The 18,218-nt window shown below is 67.0% G+C and carries 7 protein-coding genes; 2 read left to right on the forward strand and 5 right to left on the reverse strand.

What is annotated here, in order from left to right; all coding sequences use genetic code 11:
• Positions 1-47: 47 nt before the first annotated feature.
• Together TSB10GB4_RS04945 and TSB10GB4_RS04950 are read left to right on the forward strand one after the other, a co-directional pair.
• A complete protein-coding gene (locus TSB10GB4_RS04945) occupies positions 48-455 on the forward strand; it encodes a hypothetical protein (RefSeq protein WP_186388863.1) in 408 nt (135 codons plus the stop codon).
• 66 nt (positions 456-521) lie between these two features.
• A complete protein-coding gene (locus TSB10GB4_RS04950; protein WP_371328861.1) occupies positions 522-971 on the forward strand; it encodes a hypothetical protein in 450 nt (149 codons plus the stop codon).
• A 9-nt stretch (positions 972-980) separates the two neighbouring features.
• Here TSB10GB4_RS04950 and TSB10GB4_RS04955 read toward each other — a convergent pair whose 3' ends face one another.
• The 5 genes from TSB10GB4_RS04955 to TSB10GB4_RS04975 form a co-directional block, all read right to left on the reverse strand.
• Positions 981-1,661, reverse strand: a complete 681-nt coding sequence (locus TSB10GB4_RS04955; RefSeq protein WP_186394806.1) for a GNAT family N-acetyltransferase — start codon at positions 1,659-1,661, stop codon at positions 981-983.
• A gap of 34 nt (positions 1,662-1,695) precedes the next feature.
• Positions 1,696-2,229 (reverse strand): phage tail protein, encoded by a 534-nt coding sequence (locus TSB10GB4_RS04960; RefSeq protein ID WP_186394807.1) that lies wholly within the window; start codon positions 2,227-2,229, stop codon positions 1,696-1,698.
• Positions 2,230-2,239: 10 nt separating this feature from the next.
• The gene (locus TSB10GB4_RS04965) at positions 2,240-2,767 is read right to left on the reverse strand and encodes a phage tail protein (protein WP_186394808.1); all 528 of its coding nucleotides are present in this window, start codon (positions 2,765-2,767) and stop codon (positions 2,240-2,242) included.
• A 34-nt stretch (positions 2,768-2,801) separates the two neighbouring features.
• On the reverse strand, positions 2,802-3,302 hold the full coding sequence (locus TSB10GB4_RS04970) for a phage tail protein (RefSeq protein WP_186394809.1): 501 nt from the start codon (positions 3,300-3,302) through the stop codon (positions 2,802-2,804).
• Positions 3,303-3,608: 306 nt separating this feature from the next.
• Positions 3,609-17,939 (reverse strand): right-handed parallel beta-helix repeat-containing protein, encoded by a 14,331-nt coding sequence (locus TSB10GB4_RS04975; RefSeq protein WP_186394810.1) that lies wholly within the window; start codon positions 17,937-17,939, stop codon positions 3,609-3,611.
• Positions 17,940-18,218: the final 279 nt, after the last annotated feature.

Genomic DNA, 18,218 nt, shown 5'->3' on the forward strand with positions numbered 1-18,218 from the left:
CGACGGAGTCGGCCTCCGCGCGCGGCGTTGGGGAAGATCGGGAAACCATGGCGACACTTGGCGAAAGCCACCAGGGCGTGACCTTCAGCGGTGAGGACATCCGCCTCGATGGCGCGGCCTATCGGGCCTGCGTCTTTCGCGACTGCCGGATGCGCTATGAGGGCGGCCCTCTGCCGGTGCTGGAGGGCTGCGATTTCGTCGGTTGCAGTTGGGCCTTCGACGGCGCGGCGGCGAACACGCTGCTGATGCTGGGCGCGCTCAACCAGGGCGGTTTCGCCCCGGTGGTCGAGGCAACGCTGGCCGCGATCCGCAGCGGCGATGTGCTGTCCACGCCCGCGCAACCGGCCACCGCCGCTCGCAGCCCCGGCGCCCGGGTCATCGATCTCGGCTTCGGCCGGTTCCCCGTGCCGAGATTGCGGCGCCGTCCGGTCACGGGCAACGGAGAGGGGCACTAGTTGTCTTGCCGGTCCCGTGCGAACTTCAGAGTCGAAAAGAGTGTCGAGCAAGCTTATGTTTCTAATGTGGTTTTGGAGTTTGAATTAGGCTCCGAGGAGCGCTGGCAGAACGAGGCGACTTTCAAAGTCACCACACTGGATCGTCCGGCGTCTTTCAGGATGCACAAGGGCCGATGCCGCAAGGGGAGACGGATGACCAACGTGCTGGATCTTGCGACGGTGACCAGGGCCGATTTCGAGGCGATGCGGCAGGAGCCGATCCTGCTGGTCGCGGCCAATGGCACGGTCGATCTGTCGATCGAGGAGGTTCGCCAGATGGGCAGCGGAGCCGGCCTGCGCGCGGGCGGCGCCTTTTCCGTTGTCTTTCGCGGCCCGGCCACGCCGTTTGTCGAACAGGCGATTCACCGGCTGGAGGTCGGCCTGCCGGACAGCGGCCGGCTGGCGGCTCTCGACCTCTTCCTGGTGCCGGTCGGCCATGATGCGCAGGGGCGCCGCTATGAGGCCGTCTTCACCTGACCGCAGCGGTCAGGCCGGCGATCCGGTCTCGGTGGCGATCGCGGGGCGGGAAAGCGGATCGCGCGGCGGCGTCCAGCGCATCAGTTGGTAGACGCCGGCCTCGCCGGACGTGACGAAGCCGAGGCGCAGGTAGAGCCGCATCGCCGGATTGAACTGCTCCACATGGATGCTGACGCTCCGCCGGCCAGCGGCGGCGAGGGCCAGCACGTCCTCCAGCACCGCCCGACCCAGCCCCTGGCCGCGCTGGCCCGGCATCAGGGCGATGTCGATGATGCGGATCTCACTGTCCCGCGTGTCGAGATAGAGCCGGCCGACGGGTCCGCCCGAGACTTCCGCGATCAGCCAGTCGCTGCCGGGAAAATACCGCATGTAATGGCTGTGCTGGGCCTGGAACTGCTGGGCGAGAAAGGCCTGCTTCTGTTCCGCGCTCCATGGCACCGGGGCAAGCTCCTCCTCCCGCGTCGAGGCATAGAGGCGAAACAGGAACGGCAGGTCGTCGGCCTCCCGCATCCGCCGGAAGCCCAACCCCCGTTCCCGTGCGCGCGGCAGGTCAGGAAGGTTCGCAGACCCCGTCCGGGCAGGAGGGGCGGACGGGCCGAGGCTCTCCGGTACGGCGACGCCGGACACGCTCGACTTGCCGGTGGAGCCCGGGCGAGGGCGCTCGTCCGGGACCGGGGTCTGCTCGCTCATCTTGCGCGGTCCTGCGTGCTCGCCTGCCTCGCCCTCACGGACGCGGCGGGAAGATGCCGTACAGCGCGATGATGAAGTTCAGCGTCAGATACGGCTGCATGTTGTTGTGCGGCGAGCTGCCACCCTGCATCGCCACCATCTGCGGCGCCATGGACTCCGGCGGTGTGGAGGTTTCCGTGTACTGGGCGACGCCGCTTCGTGCAGACAGCAGGTTGCCTTCCGGCGAAAGGCTGTTGGCTCCGCTGAAGGGGCCGGATGCCACCGCCTGCAGCGCATGGGTGTGGTGCGGCATTTCGGTCTGGATCAGCGTCACGGTCGGGGTGCCGGCGGACTCGCCGAGCGCGCGGAACGTCAGCCCCGGTCCCTGTCCGTGCTGCATAGGCGAGCGGCCCTGCAGGTCGGGGAGGGCATAGGTTGTCTTGCCATCGCCGCCATAGGTGGTTCCCAGCAGAGAGAACAGCGCGGTGTTCTGCGAGATCGGCATGATCTGGCCATTGCAGAACGCCCAGTTCTTGGGGGCGAAGTTGCCGGCGAAGATACGGATTTCCGCAACGAAAGGGTCGGACATGGGGAACCTCTCAGGCCGGCGAGGGATAGACGCCGTAGAGCGAGATGATGAAGCTGACGGCGAGATACGGCGCCATGTTGTCGTGTGGCTGGTTGCCGCCCACCGGCAGGATCGAGTTGGCCGCCAGTTGCACCAGCGGCGGCGCGCTCTGGGAGGAGAAATAGGAGTTGCCGGCCGGGCTTGTTGCCAGCACATGGGCCTGCGGCGAGGCTTGCGTGCCGACCGCCCCGCTGGCCAGCAGCGGATGCGTGTGGTTCGGCATCTGCTGGGTGGTCAGCGTGACCTGTTCGGATCCGCCGATCTCCGCCAGGGCATAGTCCGGCAGGCCGGGACCCTGGCCAAAATGCTGCGGCAGGCGGCCGCGCAGGTCCGGCAGGGCGAAAGTGGTCTGGCCGTCGCCGCCATAGGTGGTGCCGATCAGGTTGTAGAGTACCTCGTTTTCGGAAATGGACAGGAGCTGGCCGTTGCAGAACTCCCAGCCGAGAGGCGCGAAATTGCCGCCGAACATGCGGATCTCGCCAACGTAGGGATCGGACATGAGGATTCTCCTCGTTCTGTCGAGACAACGTGGATCAGTTGTGAGACGGGAAGATGCCCTGCAGCGCGATGCAGAAATTCAGCGTCAGAAACGGCTGCATGTTCTGGTGCGGCTGGCTGCCGCCGATGCTTGCAAGGCTGGTCGCCTTCATTGTGACCGCCTCCGCGAATGGCCCGTAGAGCGGTTCGGGGGTCTCGCCGAGGTAGTTTCCGGTCGGTGTGGCTGTGTTTACGCTCGCGCCGGATCCCTCGGCAAAGTGGGTGTGCTGCGGCATCTCGGTGATGGTCAGCGTATGGGTCGTCTGGCCGGCAGGTTCGCCAAGGGCATGCCCGGCGCCGGTGTGAATCGGCACGCGGCCGCGCAGGTCCGGCAGGGCGAAATTGGTGACGCCATTGCCGCCATACGTGACCCCGAGCAGGGCGAACAGGGCCTGATTCTGGTTGATCGGCAGAAGCTGACCGTTGCAGAAGGCCCATCCCTTTGGCGGATAGTTGAAGCTCAAGATCTTGATTTCCGCAAGAAACGGTTCTGACATTCCGCCCTCCCAGGCGCCTATGGGTGTCGCGAGCCGCGACCGGGAATGAAAATCTCTGAAAAAGCCCCGGCCAAAAACTATGTGCCGATCCTGTTACAATTTACGATAGATATCAAGCGCTAATAAAACGTCATTTTCTGCGAGAAAAGTTGACTTTGAGGGGAATTTTACAACCAAAAATAGATTTTTCTGCTATGCGATTGCATTTGTGGTCATGCCTGTGGCGCGGTCTTCGTCCTGTTCCGAACGGACGGCCTTCGAGGTCATGCCGCCGCCGCGCGGGCGGCGGCGGTGAGCCGCCCCGGATCAGGGGCCGGTGGGCAGGTTGCAGGTGCCCGCGGTGAACGGCGCGGTCGACGTGAGGGGGTTCACGATCGCGCCCGAGGGGGCCGAAACTTGCTGCCCCGACAGGTAAGTTTCGACGGGTTGGCTATTGGGATCGAAGTCCGGCGGGTGGGTGGCATCGGTCGCACCGAGGCCCTGGACATGGAATGTGGCGGTGTTCGCGATGACGATGTCGAAGTATTCGCTGGGGGTGGTCGTGAACGTATTGTTCGCAATGTTGACGCAGACCGTTGCCGAACCCGAGCCGAGGTTGTCCACCTGGGCGCTATTGGCGCCGTTCGCGCTGATTGTGTTGTTGAGAATAGTGAGGTCGAGACGTGCCGTACTGCCATCCAACTGGGCCTGGATGCCGGCACCGTTGCTGACGTCTATGGTGTTGTTCTCGATCGTCAGGGCGTGGCTGCCGACGGCAGTTTGGAAGTAGATGCCGCTGCCGCTGCTGAGGGTGATGATGTTGTTCCGTATCGCCAGGTCGATGATGGTGTCGCCCGGTGTAAAGATATTGATGCCAGAAGCGGCGGTGATGCCCGACAGGGTGTTGTGACTGATCGTGCCTTGCAGAGTGCCGGCGCTGGAATCGTCGAAATCGATGAGCCGGCTGTCGGAACTCGAGGTACCGTTGCGGCTGAGCGTGTTGCCGGTGATGTCGAAGGCGAGTTGCCCGCCGCTAACACGAAGATCGAGCACGGCCTGTGCGCCGACACCCTCACCGCGCAGAGTGCTGTTCTGGAGCCGCAGGGTATGCGAACCGGCGGCGAAGTCGCCGCGAATCGCCGCTGCCCGTAGTGCCCCCGATCGGGTGCCGGTGTTGACGATCTCCACCTGGTAGAACGCGGCGGAGCCGCCAAGCAGCACCGTTGCCGTGGCATTGGACGAGGTGAGGATCGGACGCACGCTGTCGATCGTGCCGCCCGTTGCCGTGATGACCGCCGAACCTCCGGAGATTCCGGTCAGCAGCAGGTTCGCCGGCGCGCCGCCGCCGCCGGCGAAGCCGAGCGTGGTGACGTCGACGCTCTGGCCATTGGCCAGCGAGATCAGGCCCCGGCCATCCGGCAGGGTCAACGACCCGGATCCCAGATTGATCGTGTCCTGGGTGGTGTTCGCGGTCTCGTCGATCAGCACGATGATGTCCTGGCCCGAGGCGAGCGCTTCCGCGAGCGTGCCCGGGTCGGCGAAAGTGCCGGCGCCGCTGGTTTGGCTGCTGCCGACGACGAAGTAGCTCGCTCCGCCCTGCAGGTTGGAGATGTCCGTCGTGCCGAGGATCGAGCCGAAGGCCACATCCTCCAGGTCGAACGTGCCGGTCGCGGCCATGCCCGTCGTGACCACCGCGAAGCCGGTGGTGTCGATGGTGCTGGCCACCGGTGCCGAACCGTCGCCATACTGGAACCGCACGCCGTCCGCGATATTGGCGTTGGTCAGGTCGATACCGGTCTGGACGTTGTGGATCGCGCTCGGATTGGCGATGACCACATCGGCGTTGTTGGCATAGCCGGCAAGATCGATGCCCTTCGAGCCGACGCCGCCGGTGCCGGTGATGTCCAGCGTGTTGAACGTCATCGCGCCGCGATAGGTGCTGGTGAGCCTGAGGCCCGTACCGCTGGTCAGGCCGGTGACGTCCACATCGTTGAAGCTGACCGTGCCGTTGGTGCCGGCACCCTGGATCGCCACGCCGCTCGTCGTGGCGATGGCGAGCGTGCCGGTGGTGAAGCTGACCGTGGACGTGGCATCGTTGCCCGACAGCGAAATGCCGGTCTGGGCGCCGCTGGAGATGGTGTTGTTCGAGCCGGAGAAGGTGAAAGCGGCGTTGGCGGCGCTGTTGGCGATCGACAGGCCGGTCGAGGCGGACCCGGTGAGGGTTACGTTGCCGGTCAGGTTCACCGTGCCGCCGACGGTGTTGAAGGCCATGCCGGTGCCGGTGCTGTTCGTCGAGCTGACATTGGTCGCAGTGAGGTTCAGCGTGGTGCTGCTGATGTCGAGCGCGGCGCGGTTGTTGGCTTCGATACTGCCGGCGCTCGTCGTGCCGATATTGAGCGTGCCGGTATTGCTCGCGAGAACGCCGACCCCATTGTTGGTGGCAATCCGGTTGATCGAGCCGAAGGTGAAGCTGCCGGTGTTGTCGATCAGGCGGAGACCGCCGCCGGACTCGCCGCTATCGTCGTGGTCGATCGTGACGTTGCCGAAGTTGATCCCGCCCGCACCCGCCGTCGTGCCGCTGATGTCGACGGCATAGGTGTCGTTGCCGAGCGCGTTGTTGGTGACCAGGGATCCGGTGGCGATGGCAAGGGTGCCGCCATTGCTGACCAGTGCCCGGCCGCCCGCCGCCCCCGCGCCGCGCTGGTCGTCGTTGTAAACCAGATTGGCGAACGTGACAGACGAGCTGGAATGGTTGCCCAGCAGCACGAAGCCGGCGCCCACCGTCGCCGAGGCATTCGTGGAGTTGCGGACCTCGGTCTGGCCCTGGAAATTCGCGATAAAGCTGGCTTGCGCGTCGGTGATGTTAACGCCGCGCAGCGTCGGATTGATGATGTTGACGTTGCCGGTGACGGTGAAGCTGCCGGAGTTGTCGTTGAGGTGAATGCCGTAGGCGGCGTTGTCGGCGTTGGAGGCCGAGCCGAGGTCGAACGTGCCGAGCGAGACGGCGGCCGAGGATCCGAAAACGCGGAGGCCGCTGCCGGTGGTCCTGTTGATGCTGGAGGTGGCGACCGAGAAGGTGCCCGCGCCGCCGACACTGGTAAGCTGGATCACGTCGCTGGTCGACGTTCCGGTCTGAGTGACCGTGTTGAACGCGACACCCGATGCGCCGATGGTCATGCCGTCGATCAGGATCGCCTGCCCGGTCGCCGTATCGATCGTGTTGGCGGAATTGGACACCGTTATGGTGCCCCCGCCCGAGGCCGAGAAGCCGGCGCCGGAGGTGGTGTCGATGTCGAGAGCGCCGGTGAAGTTGACGGTGGCGCCGGTGTTGTTGAGCAACCGGACAGCCGTATTGGCGCCGGTCGCCAGCGTGCCGAGACCGGAGAAGGTGATCGTTCCGCCGGTGTTGCTCTCGACATTGATGCCGGTCGCGCCGCTGCCGGTAAATGTGATGTCGCCGGAGAGCGCGGCCGTAGAGCCGGTTCGCGACACGACATAGACGGCCTCGCCGACGCCGCTCTGGGTGATGTCGGCGGCAATGCTGATCGCCCCGCCGCCGCCATTGATCCACACGCCCCGGCCGCCCGCGACGTTGACCGTGCCGCCGTTGACGCTCACCGCGCCGTCGCCATAGGTGTAGATGCCGTTCTGGCTGCCGGAGATGTCGACCGTCGTGAAGGTGACGGTGCCTGCATGCGTGCTGGACACGCCGAAGAAGCTGTTCGCGACATTGGCGATGGTCGCGCTGTCAAAGGCAACGGTTCCGCCGGTGCCGCCGAGAAGAACGCCGTGTCCGCCCGTGGTGCCGGCGACCGACAGGGTGCCGCCGGAAAAGGCGCCGGCATCGAGGTCGAGCGAGATCGCGTGGCCGGCGACCGTGCCGGACGCGGTGAGCGTGTCGAAATTGATGCCGCCGACGCCGGCCATCAGGTTTTCCGCGTTGATCAGACGGCCGGTGTCGGTGGTGATCGATGTGGTGGCGGCCGCCGCGGTCCGCAGCGTCACGGTCGAGCCGCCGGAACTCTGCACGTCGAGACCGGTGCCGGAACTCGTGGTGATGGCGAGATCGCCGGTGAAGGTGAGGTTCAGCGTTTCGCCATTGGTCACGTCGATGTCGACACCGCCGCCGGCCGTGCCGGCATTGTTGATGACCGTGGCACCGATGCTGAACGTGCCGACCGAATTGGTGATCAGCAAGCCGGCATTGGTCGAATTGGTGACGTTCAGCGTGCCGATGGTCAGTGCGTTGTTGCCGGCCGCCGTCGCATTGCCGCCCTCGACATAGACGCCCGAGCCGCTTGCATTGGTCGAGTTCACCGTGCCGAAGGTGAGATTCATGGTCAGCGGGTCGAGGAACAGCGCGGTGCCGTTCGTCGTGTCGACCGTGCCGGAGCCGCCGCCATTCAGCGTGAAGACGGTGTTGAAGCCATTGGTCTTGGTGTCGACCTCAAGGCCGGTGCCGCCGTCGTTGAAGATGTTGAGCGTGGTGAAGCCGAGTTCGCCGGTCGTGTCGATCAGTGACAGGCCGTTGCCCGCAACCCGGTTGCCCGTGCCCTGGCCGACATTCAGCGTGCCGGCGGCAACCGCCGCGCCCGCGCCGTCGCTGTCGAAGTCGACCGCCTGGAACAGGATCCCGCCGCCGTTGCCGTTGCCGATCACCGTATTGTTGGCGAGCGAGCGGATGCCGATCGAGCTTGCCGTCGTCGAGACGTTCTGGCCGATGACCGACACGGTCGCGGCGGACGAGCCTGTTTCGAAGGTCGTGTTGTCGATCGACAGCAGCAGGTTGTTGGCCGTGCCGGCGCCGGTTTCGGCGACCTGCAAGGCGGTGCCGGTCGAGCGGATGACGTTGGTGCCCGTCAGGTTGACGGTCAAAGTGCCCGCGCCGGCGGACGAGACGACAAGGCCAGACCCGGCGATGTCGCCGGTATCGCCATTGCCGCCCGAGCCCATCGTGATGTCGGACAGGGACACGGTATTGGTGATCGCATTGCTGTTGGCGATGCGGATGCCGCCGCCGGAGATCTGGTTGCTGGCTCCGAGGGTCAGACCCGAGATCGTGGCGTTGGCATTCTGGATGAAGACGCCGTCGCCGCCGGTCGCATCGATGGTGTTCGCCCCGGTCAGCGTGAAGGAGCCGACGCCGTCGTCGTCCTGGATGAAGATGCCGTGGGCGCCGGCGTCCGATCCGGTGCCGTCGATGTCGATGTTGGTCGCGGTCACGACCGCGTCGGACCCGGCATAGGCGATGCCGAAGGCCGGTCCGGCGGCGGGGGTCGCGGTGAGGGCCGAGGTCGCCCCCGCATGGCCGAGGGCGAAGGTGCCGGTGCTGTCGGAGGCGAAGGTCACCGCCGTGCCGCGCGAGGCGATCTGCAGCCCCGTGCCGGCCGTGCCGACATTCACCGTGCCGTGCGATCCGGCGAAGACCATGCCGAGGCCGGTATTGTTGATGACCACACCGTTCGCCCCGGTGCCGATGTTGAGGGTCGTGGTGGTCGTGCCCGACGTCCCGAGACCGACGAAGGTCTGGGTGCTGGTGGACCCGATGTCCAGATTGGCAATGGTGAACACGCCGGATGTGGTGAGGTCAGCGAGCGCGACGACGTCCGCGGTGGCGGTGCCCGATCGTGTGAAGGCGGCGTTCTGGATGGTGAGGCTGCCGGTGCCCGACACCCCGTCGAGGCGCATGCCGGCCGCGTCGCCGGTCGAGGTGATCTGGTCGAAGGTGAAGCCGCCGATGCCCGCGACAACGGTGTCGAGCGTCAGTGCTGCTGTCTGGGAACTGGTGATCGCGTTGGTGCCGACTGCGGAGGCCGTCAATGTGCCGCCGGCCGTACCATTGAGGCGCAAGCCGCCGTTCAGCGTCACGCTGTCGAGAAGCACCGTGGAATTGCCCGCGGTGGTGGCGATATCGAGCGCGGAGGCACCGGTGCCTCCGCCGATGGTGCTGGACCGGATCACTGCGTCCGAGCCCGCGCCGTAGCTCGCCGAGATGCCGCTGCCGGTGCCGCTATTGGTGATGAAGACGTTCTGGATCGTCGCCGTTCCGGCAATCACCACGGTGCCGCTGCCCGACGAGGACGTGAGAATCGGAACCACGGTGTCGAAGGTGCCGGGGGCGGTGATCGTCGAGCCGGACGCGATGCCGGTGAGCCGGAGGCTCGCCGGTGCGCCGCCGGCGGAAACGCCGAGTGTCGTGACGTCGACGCTGTCGCCGCCAGCCATACCGAGCAGCGCCTGACCTGCGGCCAGATTGAAGCTCGATGCGCCCAGATTGATGATCTGCTGCACGCCGCCGGTCGTCGCGTCGACCAGCACGATCACATCGGCGCCGGAGGCCTGCGCCTGAGCTATTGTACCCGGATCGGAGAACGTGCCGGTGCCGGAGGTGCCATTCGTGTCGACGACGTAGTAGCTGACGCTCTGCAGGTTGGCGACGTTGCTCGTCCCGAACCCAACATCCTCGAAATTGTACTCGCCGGTCGCCGTGAGGCCGGTGGTGACGATGGCGACATTGCCGCCGACTGCCGATGTGTCGATGGTGCTCGCCACCGGCGCCGAACCGTCGCCATACTGGAACCGCACGCCATCGGCGATATCGGCATTGGTCAGGTCGACGCCGAACTGCACGTTCTGGATCGTGCCGGAGCCGGTGGTCACCACGTTCTGGCTGTTGGTATAGCCGGTCAGGTTGATGCCGCGCGATCCGGCCTGCCCGGTGCCGGCGATGTCGAGCGTGGCGAAGGTGATCTGTCCGTCGAATGTGCCGCCGGACAGGTCGAGGCCGGTTCCGGATGCGCCGACGCCGGTGATGTCGACGTCGCCGAAGGTGATAGCGCCATTGGCGCCGGTGGCGCGGATCGCCCGGCCGCTCGACCCGCTCATGGCGATGGTCGTGTCGCCGAAGCCCAAGGTGCCGGAATTGCCGTCAAGGAGAAGGCCGAAGCCGGACGATGTCGCGATGTTCGTCGTGCCGAACCCGACCGCCGACGAGGTGCCGGTGATCTGGATCCCGGCTCCGAGCGTTCCCGAGACCGTCGTGGTTCCGGTGACGGTGAAGGCGCCGCCCGAAACGGTATCGAGGCCGATCGCCGGGGCGGCACCGACATCGCTGCTGTCGATCGAGGTCAGTGTAATGCCGCCGGCGCCGATACCGGTGTTGGCGAGCGACACGGTCTCGCTGTCGAGGGAGGACAGTGTCCCCCCGCCAATCCCGATCATGCCGCCGTTCTGCACCGACAGCGCGAGCCCGCCGAACGAGGCGACGTCGAGATCGGCAAAGGTATAGTCCGCCGCCTGCCCGTTGTTGTTGATCAGGATACCAACGGAAACCCGATTGCTGGTGGTGCCGAAGTCCACGGTGCCGGTGAAGGAAACGCTGTGCGCGCCCGAGGCGCCGCTCGCGGTGAGGCCCGCGACCCCCGTGCCGCTGGCGCTGACGCTGCCGGCATGGGCGAAGCTGCCGCCGGCAAGGTCCTGAAGCTCCACGGAGGTTCCGCTCGTTGCCCCCGTCAGGTCCCAGGTGCTGCCGGCGTCGAACGAATAGGCTGCGTTGCCGCCGAAGATGCGGATCGCGGAGCCGCCCGAAATGTCGACATTCGTGCCGGTGACCGTGCCGCCGGCATTGGTGAACAGCAGGCCGCGACCGCCGCTCGCCGTCGTGATCGACAGGTTGCTCAGCCCCGTCGTGCCGCTCGTGCCGGATAGCGAGAGGGAGGTTCCGGTCGCGCCCGTCGAGACGAGGTTAGAGAGGGTGGTGCCCGAGGCGCTGCCGAGAGTGATATCTCCCGCGTTGCCCGAGAAGGAGGAATTCGAGATGGCGGTGCCAACGGACGTGCCGATGGAGATGCCGAAACCGGAAAAGTTGCGGATGATCGATTGATCCACCGTCAGTCCGGTCGATGTGCCGGACGTCCGGATACCCGTCGTGGTCGTGCCGCCGCCCTCGAGGATCACGCCGGAGATGCGGTTGCCGGTCGAGGCGAGGGTGATGACGTCGTTGCCGGCCGTCGTGGTCAGGGTCGCGGCACCGTTGCCGGTCGGGTCGGCGATGGTGAGGCCGGCCGCAGACAGCAGGATGGTCGGGGGCGCGGTGATGTTGACCGCGAGCGCCTGGCTGCCGCCCGCTCCGTCGCCGAAGCTGAGAAGCTGGACGTTGTCGAGCAGGTTCAGCGTGTCGTTGAGATTGCTGCCGGCGGTGCTGATCGCCATGCCGTTGTCGATCAAGACGATGATGTCGCCCGCCGCGATCGCGGCCTCCGCAGCCGCCAGGGTCATCGGGTTGGAGGCGTCCGAGCCGGAGCCGTCGCCGCCGCCGACCGCGCCGTCGGCGTCGACGAAATAGACCCGGCCCAGGCCGAACCCGTTGCCGGGGCTCGTCTGGAAGGCGATGTCACGGAAATTGTAGGTGCCGGCCACCGGGGCGCTGCCGGCGTCGATGGCAACGGTCGCCGAGATCGACGAGCCGGTGTCGGTGGTGTCCTCGCCATCGCCGAAGGTGAAGGCGAGATTGGTGGTGTTGTCGAGGAAGACGCCGGTATGGACGCCGGCGATGGAACTGGACTGTCCGCCCGCCACCGTGTCGCCGAGCTGCACCGTGCCGCCGCCGAGCGCACCGCGCAGGTCGACCGCGATGGTGCCGGCGGAGCCATTGCCGGTCACGTCGAAATCGCCGGCCGTCACGGCGGCGTTGAGCGTTGCCCCGGTCATCTCCAGACCCGTCGAGTCGCCTGAGTTCAGTGCGATGTCGAGGCTGGCGAAAGAGATGTTGCCGTCGATCGTGCCGGAAATGTCGACGGCTGCGCTCCGCGCTTCGCGCGCATTTAACGGCGACCCGGCGGGGATGAAGGCGGCGAACGGATTGCTGATCACCGTCTGGCCGAAGCTGATCGCGCCGCTGGTCGAGGTGATGCGGATCGCATCCTCGGCCGTGTTCGAGATCGTCGTCGTGCCGCCGACCGTGAAGGTGCCGCTGTTGCTGCTCAGATCGATGCCGACGGTGGCGCCGCCCGTCGAGACGTTGGAAGCGCCGGAGGTGCCGATGGTGAGAGTGTCGAACGAGAAGGCGGCGCTGGAACTGGCGACCGAGACCGCCGTCGTGGTCGTCCGCAGGAAGTTGCCGCCGCCCAGATCCAGGAAGGTCTCCGGCGCGGTGATGGTGGTGGCGCCGGTGACCGAGAAGGAGCCGGCATACTGGTTGGCGCTGAGACCCGAGCTCAGCGTCAGGCTCGACAGGGTGATGTCGCCATTGGCCACGCCGCTGCCGCTGCCGAGCCGCACGGTGCCGGCGGAGATGTCGCCGTCGGCGATCCCGACTGTCAGGCCGGGATTGCCCGATCCCAGCGACAGGCCGGTGGTTATCGCATTGACGGTGTAGTTGCTGAAATCGATCCGGCCGGAATTGGCGCCGGCCGTGTTGTCGAAGAAGATGCCGTGGACGACCGCCTGTCCCGGCGTGCCGGCGGTGAAGGTGCCACCATTGACGGCCTGGATGCCGGCTGTGAACGGATCGGCGTCGAACGTGACGCCCTGGAACATCACGCCATTGCCGAAGACCGCCGGATCGAAGGAGGTGGCGTCGCCGAGCAGCGTGTTGTTGGCGAAGTTGGTGACCGTGGCCAGACCGTTATTGGCGATGACGCGCACACCGCTGTCTTCGGTCCGGAACGTCGAATTCGAGATCGAGACAATGGCGCTGTCGTCGCCGCTCGTGGTCACGACGAGCCCGTGCTCGGTCGGTGTCAGGGTGGCGCCGGAGGCGTCGTGAGTGATGGTCAGGTTGTCGACGGACAGCGTCAGCGAGCGGGTGGCGCCGCTGTCGTTCTGGATGACGTCGAAACTGTTGAACGACGTGCCGCTGGCGACGGTGGAGAGCACGCCGCCATTGACCGAGAACGAGCCGTCGAGATTCTGCAGCACCACCGAGGACATGTTGGAATTGGTGGCATTGACCTGGTCGAGCGTCACGTCGACCGCCATTCCGGCGAGGTTGAGCGCCGCGCCGCCTGTTGCGGAGAGTGTTCCGCCGGTGATGTTGAGGGTTCCGCCGCCGCTGGCGGTGAGGGCGGCCGCGCCGCTGGTGACGATGTCGAGCCCGCCGGTGAAGGCGATGGTGGAGGCGGTGCCGGCATTGTCGAGGGTGACGCCGCCGCCGAGCGCGGTGGTGGTGCCGAGGGAGACCTGGCCGCCGAAGGTGACGTTGCTGGTGCCGGTTGCCCCGGAGATGGTGATGCCCGAGGCGGTGCCGCCGTTGGAGGAGATCGCGCCGAAATGGCTGAAGCTGCCGCCGATGCGCCCCGAGAGCGAGACGGCGGTGCCGGCCGTATTGACGATCGAACTGTCGGCATCGAAGGAGATCGTCGCATCGCCGCCGCTGACGGCGAGCGCGCTGCCGCCGGCGATGTCGACATTGCTGCCGGTGACCGTGCCGCCGGCGCCCGACAGCGACAGGGCGGTGCCGGTCGTGTTGGAGATCGCAAGGTTTGTGAGGGTCACCGCGCCGGTTGTGTTGGCAAGGTCGATGCCGGCGGTGGCGGTGACGCCGGTGAGGGTGAGGCCGGCGATGCCGGAGCCGGAGATGGCGTTGCCGGCGGAACTGCCGATGAGGATGTTGCGGATCGCGTTGCCGTTGGCGAGCGACAGGGTCGCCACCGCGCCGGAGGAGTTGGTCAGCGTCGCCGCGCCCAGGCCCGTCGGATCGGTGATGGCGATGCCGCCGGCCGGCAGGTTGGCGCCGGTGATGTTGACCGGGATGACGAGGCCGGCCTCGGTGAAGGAGCGGCCCTCGCCGAACGTGTCGATGGTCTGGCCGTCGTCCAGCGTGAAGGTGAGGCCGGCGGTGTCGATGGCCGAGCCGTCGTTGATCAGGATGAAGTTGACGGCGCCGAGGCTGCTGGCCTGGGCGATGGCGGTGGCGATGGAGGCGCGGTTGTCGGCGCTGGAGCCGTCGCCGGTGCCGGTGGCGGTGGCGGCGACATAGTAGTTGTTGGAGAGGCTGACGGCGAAGTTGAAGCCGCCGGTGAAGGCGGTCGAGCCGAAGGCATAGGAGCCGTTGCCGGCAACGACGCCGATGCCGTCGAGCGCATAGGTGTTGCCCGAGATGCTGCCGCCGCCGAAGGTGAAGTTCGCGCTGGGGGCCGCACCTGCCGCGCCGTTGCTGCCGAGCACGATGCCGGTGTCGACGCCCGAGATGGTGCCGCCATTGGTGATGGTGACCGCTCGGCCGTTCTGCGTGCCGGAGATGTCGATGCCGCGCGAGCCGGCCGCATCGGTGCCGGTGACGTCGAGGCTTGCCATCGTCACCGTCGCATCGCCGCCGGCAAGGTTCAGGCCCGTCCCCGACCCAAGGCCGGTCACGTCGACATTGCCGAAGCTGAAGCTGCCGCCGGTGGAGCCCGACAGGTCGATGCCGTTGCCGCCCATGCCCGACAGGGTGGTGGCGCCGGTGACGGTGAAGCTGCTGCCCGCGCCGAGCGCCAGCGACAGGGCATCGCCGGCCGCGCCGCTGCTGGCGAGGCTGGACAGCGTCACGTCGACCGCCATTCCGGCGAGGTTGAGCGCCGCGCCGCCTGTTGCGGAGAGTGTTCCGCCGGTGATGTTGAGGGTTCCGCCGCCGCTGGCGGTGAGGGCGGCCGCGCCGCTGGTGACGATGTCGAGCCCGCCGGTGAAGGCGATGGTGGAGGCGGTGCCGGCATTGTCGAGGGTGACGCCGCCGCCGAGCGCGGTGGTGGTGCCGAGGGAGACCTGGCCGCCGAAGGTGACGTTGCTGGTGCCGGTTGCCCCGGAGATGGTGATGCCCGAGGCGGTGCCGCCGTTGGAGGAGATCGCGCCGAAATGGCTGAAGCTGCCGCCGATGCGCCCCGAGAGCGAGACGGCGGTGCCGGCCGTATTGACGATCGAACTGTCGGCATCGAAGGAGATCGTCGCATCGCCGCCGCTGACGGCGAGCGCGCTGCCGCCGGCGATGTCGACATTGCTGCCGGTGACCGTGCCGCCGGCGCCCGACAGCGACAGGGCGGTGCCGGTCGTGTTGGAGATCGCAAGGTTTGTGAGGGTCACCGCGCCGGTTGTGTTGGCAAGGTCGATGCCGGCGGTGGCGGTGACGCCGGTGAGGGTGAGGCCGGCGATGCCGGAGCCGGAGATGGCGTTGCCGGCGGAACTGCCGATGAGGATGTTGCGGATCGCGTTGCCGTTGGCGAGCGACAGGGTCGCCACCGCGCCGGAGGAGTTGGTCAGCGTCGCCGCGCCCAGGCCCGTCGGATCGGTGATGGCGATGCCGCCGGCCGGCAGGTTGGCGCCGGTGATGTTGACCGGGATGACGAGGCCGGCCTCGGTGAAGGAGCGGCCCTCGCCGAACGTGTCGATGGTCTGGCCGTCGTCCAGCGTGAAGGTGAGGCCGGCGGTGTCGATGGCCGAGCCGTCGTTGATCAGGATGAAGTTGACGGCGCCGAGGCTGCTGGCCTGGGCGATGGCGGTGGCGATGGAGGCGCGGTTGTCGGCGCTGGAGCCGTCGCCGGTGCCGGTGGCGGTGGCGGCGACATAGTAGTTGTTGGAGAGGCTGACGGCGAAGTTGAAGCCGCCGGTGAAGGCGGTCGAGCCGAAGGCATAGGAGCCGTTGCCGGCAACGACGCCGATGCCGTCGAGCGCATAGGTGTTGCCCGAGATGCTGCCGCCGCCGAAGGTGAAGTTCGCGCTGGGGGCCGCACCTGCCGCGCCGTTGCTGCCGAGCACGATGCCGGTGTCGACGCCCGAGATGGTGCCGCCATTGGTGATGGTGACCGCTCGGCCGTTCTGCGTGCCGGAGATGTCGATGCCGCGCGAGCCGGCCGCATCGGTGCCGGTGACGTCGAGGCTTGCCATCGTCACCGTCGCATCGCCGCCGGCAAGGTTCAGGCCCGTCCCCGACCCAAGGCCGGTGATCGCGACGGCGCCTGTCGAGATCGTCGCGCCGGTGGTGCCGGTGAGGTCGAACCCGTCGCTGGTCGTGCCCGCGCCGAGGCCGTCGATCACCGTCGTTCCGGTGAAGGCGAAGGACCCGCCGCCGGTGATCACCACACCGTCATTGCCGGTGTTGGTGGCGGTCAGGTTGCTCACATTGATGACGCCGCCATTGTTGGCGAAGGACAGCGCATCCCCGGTGACATTGGAGATGTTGATCGTCGAAAGGCTCGTCGTGCCGCTGTTGTTGGCGATCGAGACGCCGTTGGTGCCGCCGTCGATGGTGATGTTCGAGAGGGTCGCCGACTGGTTGTTCAGGAAGACCGACGTGCCGGTGATGCCGCTGAAGGTGAGGTTGCTCAGCGAGGCGCCGGTCGCGCCGGTGATGCGCACGCCGTCGACGGCGTTCTCGATCGCCAGGTTCGACAGCCGGACATTGGCGACGTTGTTGCCGGCGATCACCGTCGTGCCGCCCTGCAGCGTCAGTCCCTGGATGAGGACGTTGTCGGCCAGGGTCACGGTGGTCACGCCGGGATCGCCGTCGATGGTGCCGGCGGTGCCCGAGGTCAGGAAATTCGTGGTGAGGCCGCTGGACAGGCGCACGGCGACGCTCTGGCCGCCGCCGACCAGCACCTGGCCGGACTGCAGCGTCACGCCGGAGGTGGTGACGGTGCCGTTGTCGCCGAGCACCACGACGATGCCGTCGGCGCCGGCGCTGGCGAGCGCGGCGGACAGGCTGGTCGGATCGAGGAAGCCGCCGGTGCCGCCGCCGGTGCTGTCGGCATAATAGATGCCGCCATAGCTGCGGCCGGTGGTCGGGTTAACCACCGGAATGGCGGCCTGTGCCGACGAGCGGGTGCGAGTGCCGGCGCGGATGCCCTTGTCGCGGCGCACGCCCTCGCCCATGCGCTCGCGGATCGGCGTCAGGCGCGAGGCGCGATCGTCTCCGGCCTCGACCCGACCGGCATAGAGCGGCATGCGGAAGCGCGCCGAAGCGATGGCATCCAGCTTGTCGTGCTTGTCATAGACGAGTTCGGCGCCCAGCGTCAGGCGCGAGCCGGACAAGCCGAGCGCGTCGTTGATCCGGTATTCCACGCCGAGGCGGGCGCCGGTCTCCATCTTGTAGCCGCCGCGGTCGTAGACATAGCCGCCGACATAGGTGCGGAACTGCTGGTCACGGGCAAAGGGCGAATCGAAGAGGGCGCCGATCTCGCCGGTCAGGCCGTAGAGCAGGGCCTCCTTCCGCTCGACCAGGGCGCGCTGCTCGACGAGCTGGTTGCTGACGATGTCGACGCCGGTGGCGACGGTGCGGCTGGCAAGTTCGGTCGCGCCGCCCAGCGGGATATGCGCGTTGAGCCGCAGGTCGAAGATGGAGGTGAAGGCCTCGAGGCCCAGCGTGGCGCCGAGGTGGTACTTGCTGTTCTCGGTACGGACCACATCGACGAAGGCATTGGCGCCGAGCACCAGATCGTCGGCGACCAGTTCGCGGATGCCGAAGCCGACCGACATCGACCCTCGGGCATTCTCGCCATAGTCGAGGCGCAGGTCGAGGAAGACCAGGCTGTCGCCGTCCTGTCCGACGGGCATGAAGCCTTCGAGGAAGGCGGCCGATTCCGAACCGGCCTGGGCGCCGAGTTCACCCCACGCGCCCCAGTAGCGATCGATCTGGGGCGCCGCATCCTGGGCCGCCGCCGATCCGGCACCGGCAAGCAGGGCGGCCACGCAGGATGTGGACAGCAGTTCGCGACCGGGCCCTGCGCGAAAACGGCTATGAGGAAAACGGTAGGAAATGGCCCCCTCCCAAGGTGCACGTCAACGCCTGCAAGCAATAAAAGGCACGCCAGAAATGATGGTGCGTGCACCTGCCACTTTCACCACCTTTAAGGGATATGCAATCGTCGCTACACGCCATGGGTGGGTGCGGTAAGGATTCCTTAATCCCTGTTGCCGGCGGGTGACACTTGCAACGACTGCCGTTACAGGCGCGTTATGAGGTGCATC

Source organism: Stappia sp. TSB10GB4, assembly GCF_900185745.1.
In the GTDB taxonomy this organism is placed as follows: domain Bacteria; phylum Pseudomonadota; class Alphaproteobacteria; order Rhizobiales; family Stappiaceae; genus Stappia.

What these genes read in the sequence shown, in the direction of transcription:
- TSB10GB4_RS04945 (WP_186388863.1), top strand. Translation starts at nt 48, where the DNA reads ATGGCGACACTTGGCGAAAGCCACCAGGGCGTGACCTTCAGCGGTGAG.
- TSB10GB4_RS04955 (WP_186394806.1), bottom strand. Translation starts at nt 1,661, where the DNA reads ATGAGCGAGCAGACCCCGGTCCCGGACGAGCGCCCTCGCCCGGGCTCC.
- TSB10GB4_RS04960 (WP_186394807.1), bottom strand. Translation starts at nt 2,229, where the DNA reads ATGTCCGACCCTTTCGTTGCGGAAATCCGTATCTTCGCCGGCAACTTC.
- TSB10GB4_RS04965 (WP_186394808.1), bottom strand. Translation starts at nt 2,767, where the DNA reads ATGTCCGATCCCTACGTTGGCGAGATCCGCATGTTCGGCGGCAATTTC.
- TSB10GB4_RS04970 (WP_186394809.1), bottom strand. Translation starts at nt 3,302, where the DNA reads ATGTCAGAACCGTTTCTTGCGGAAATCAAGATCTTGAGCTTCAACTAT.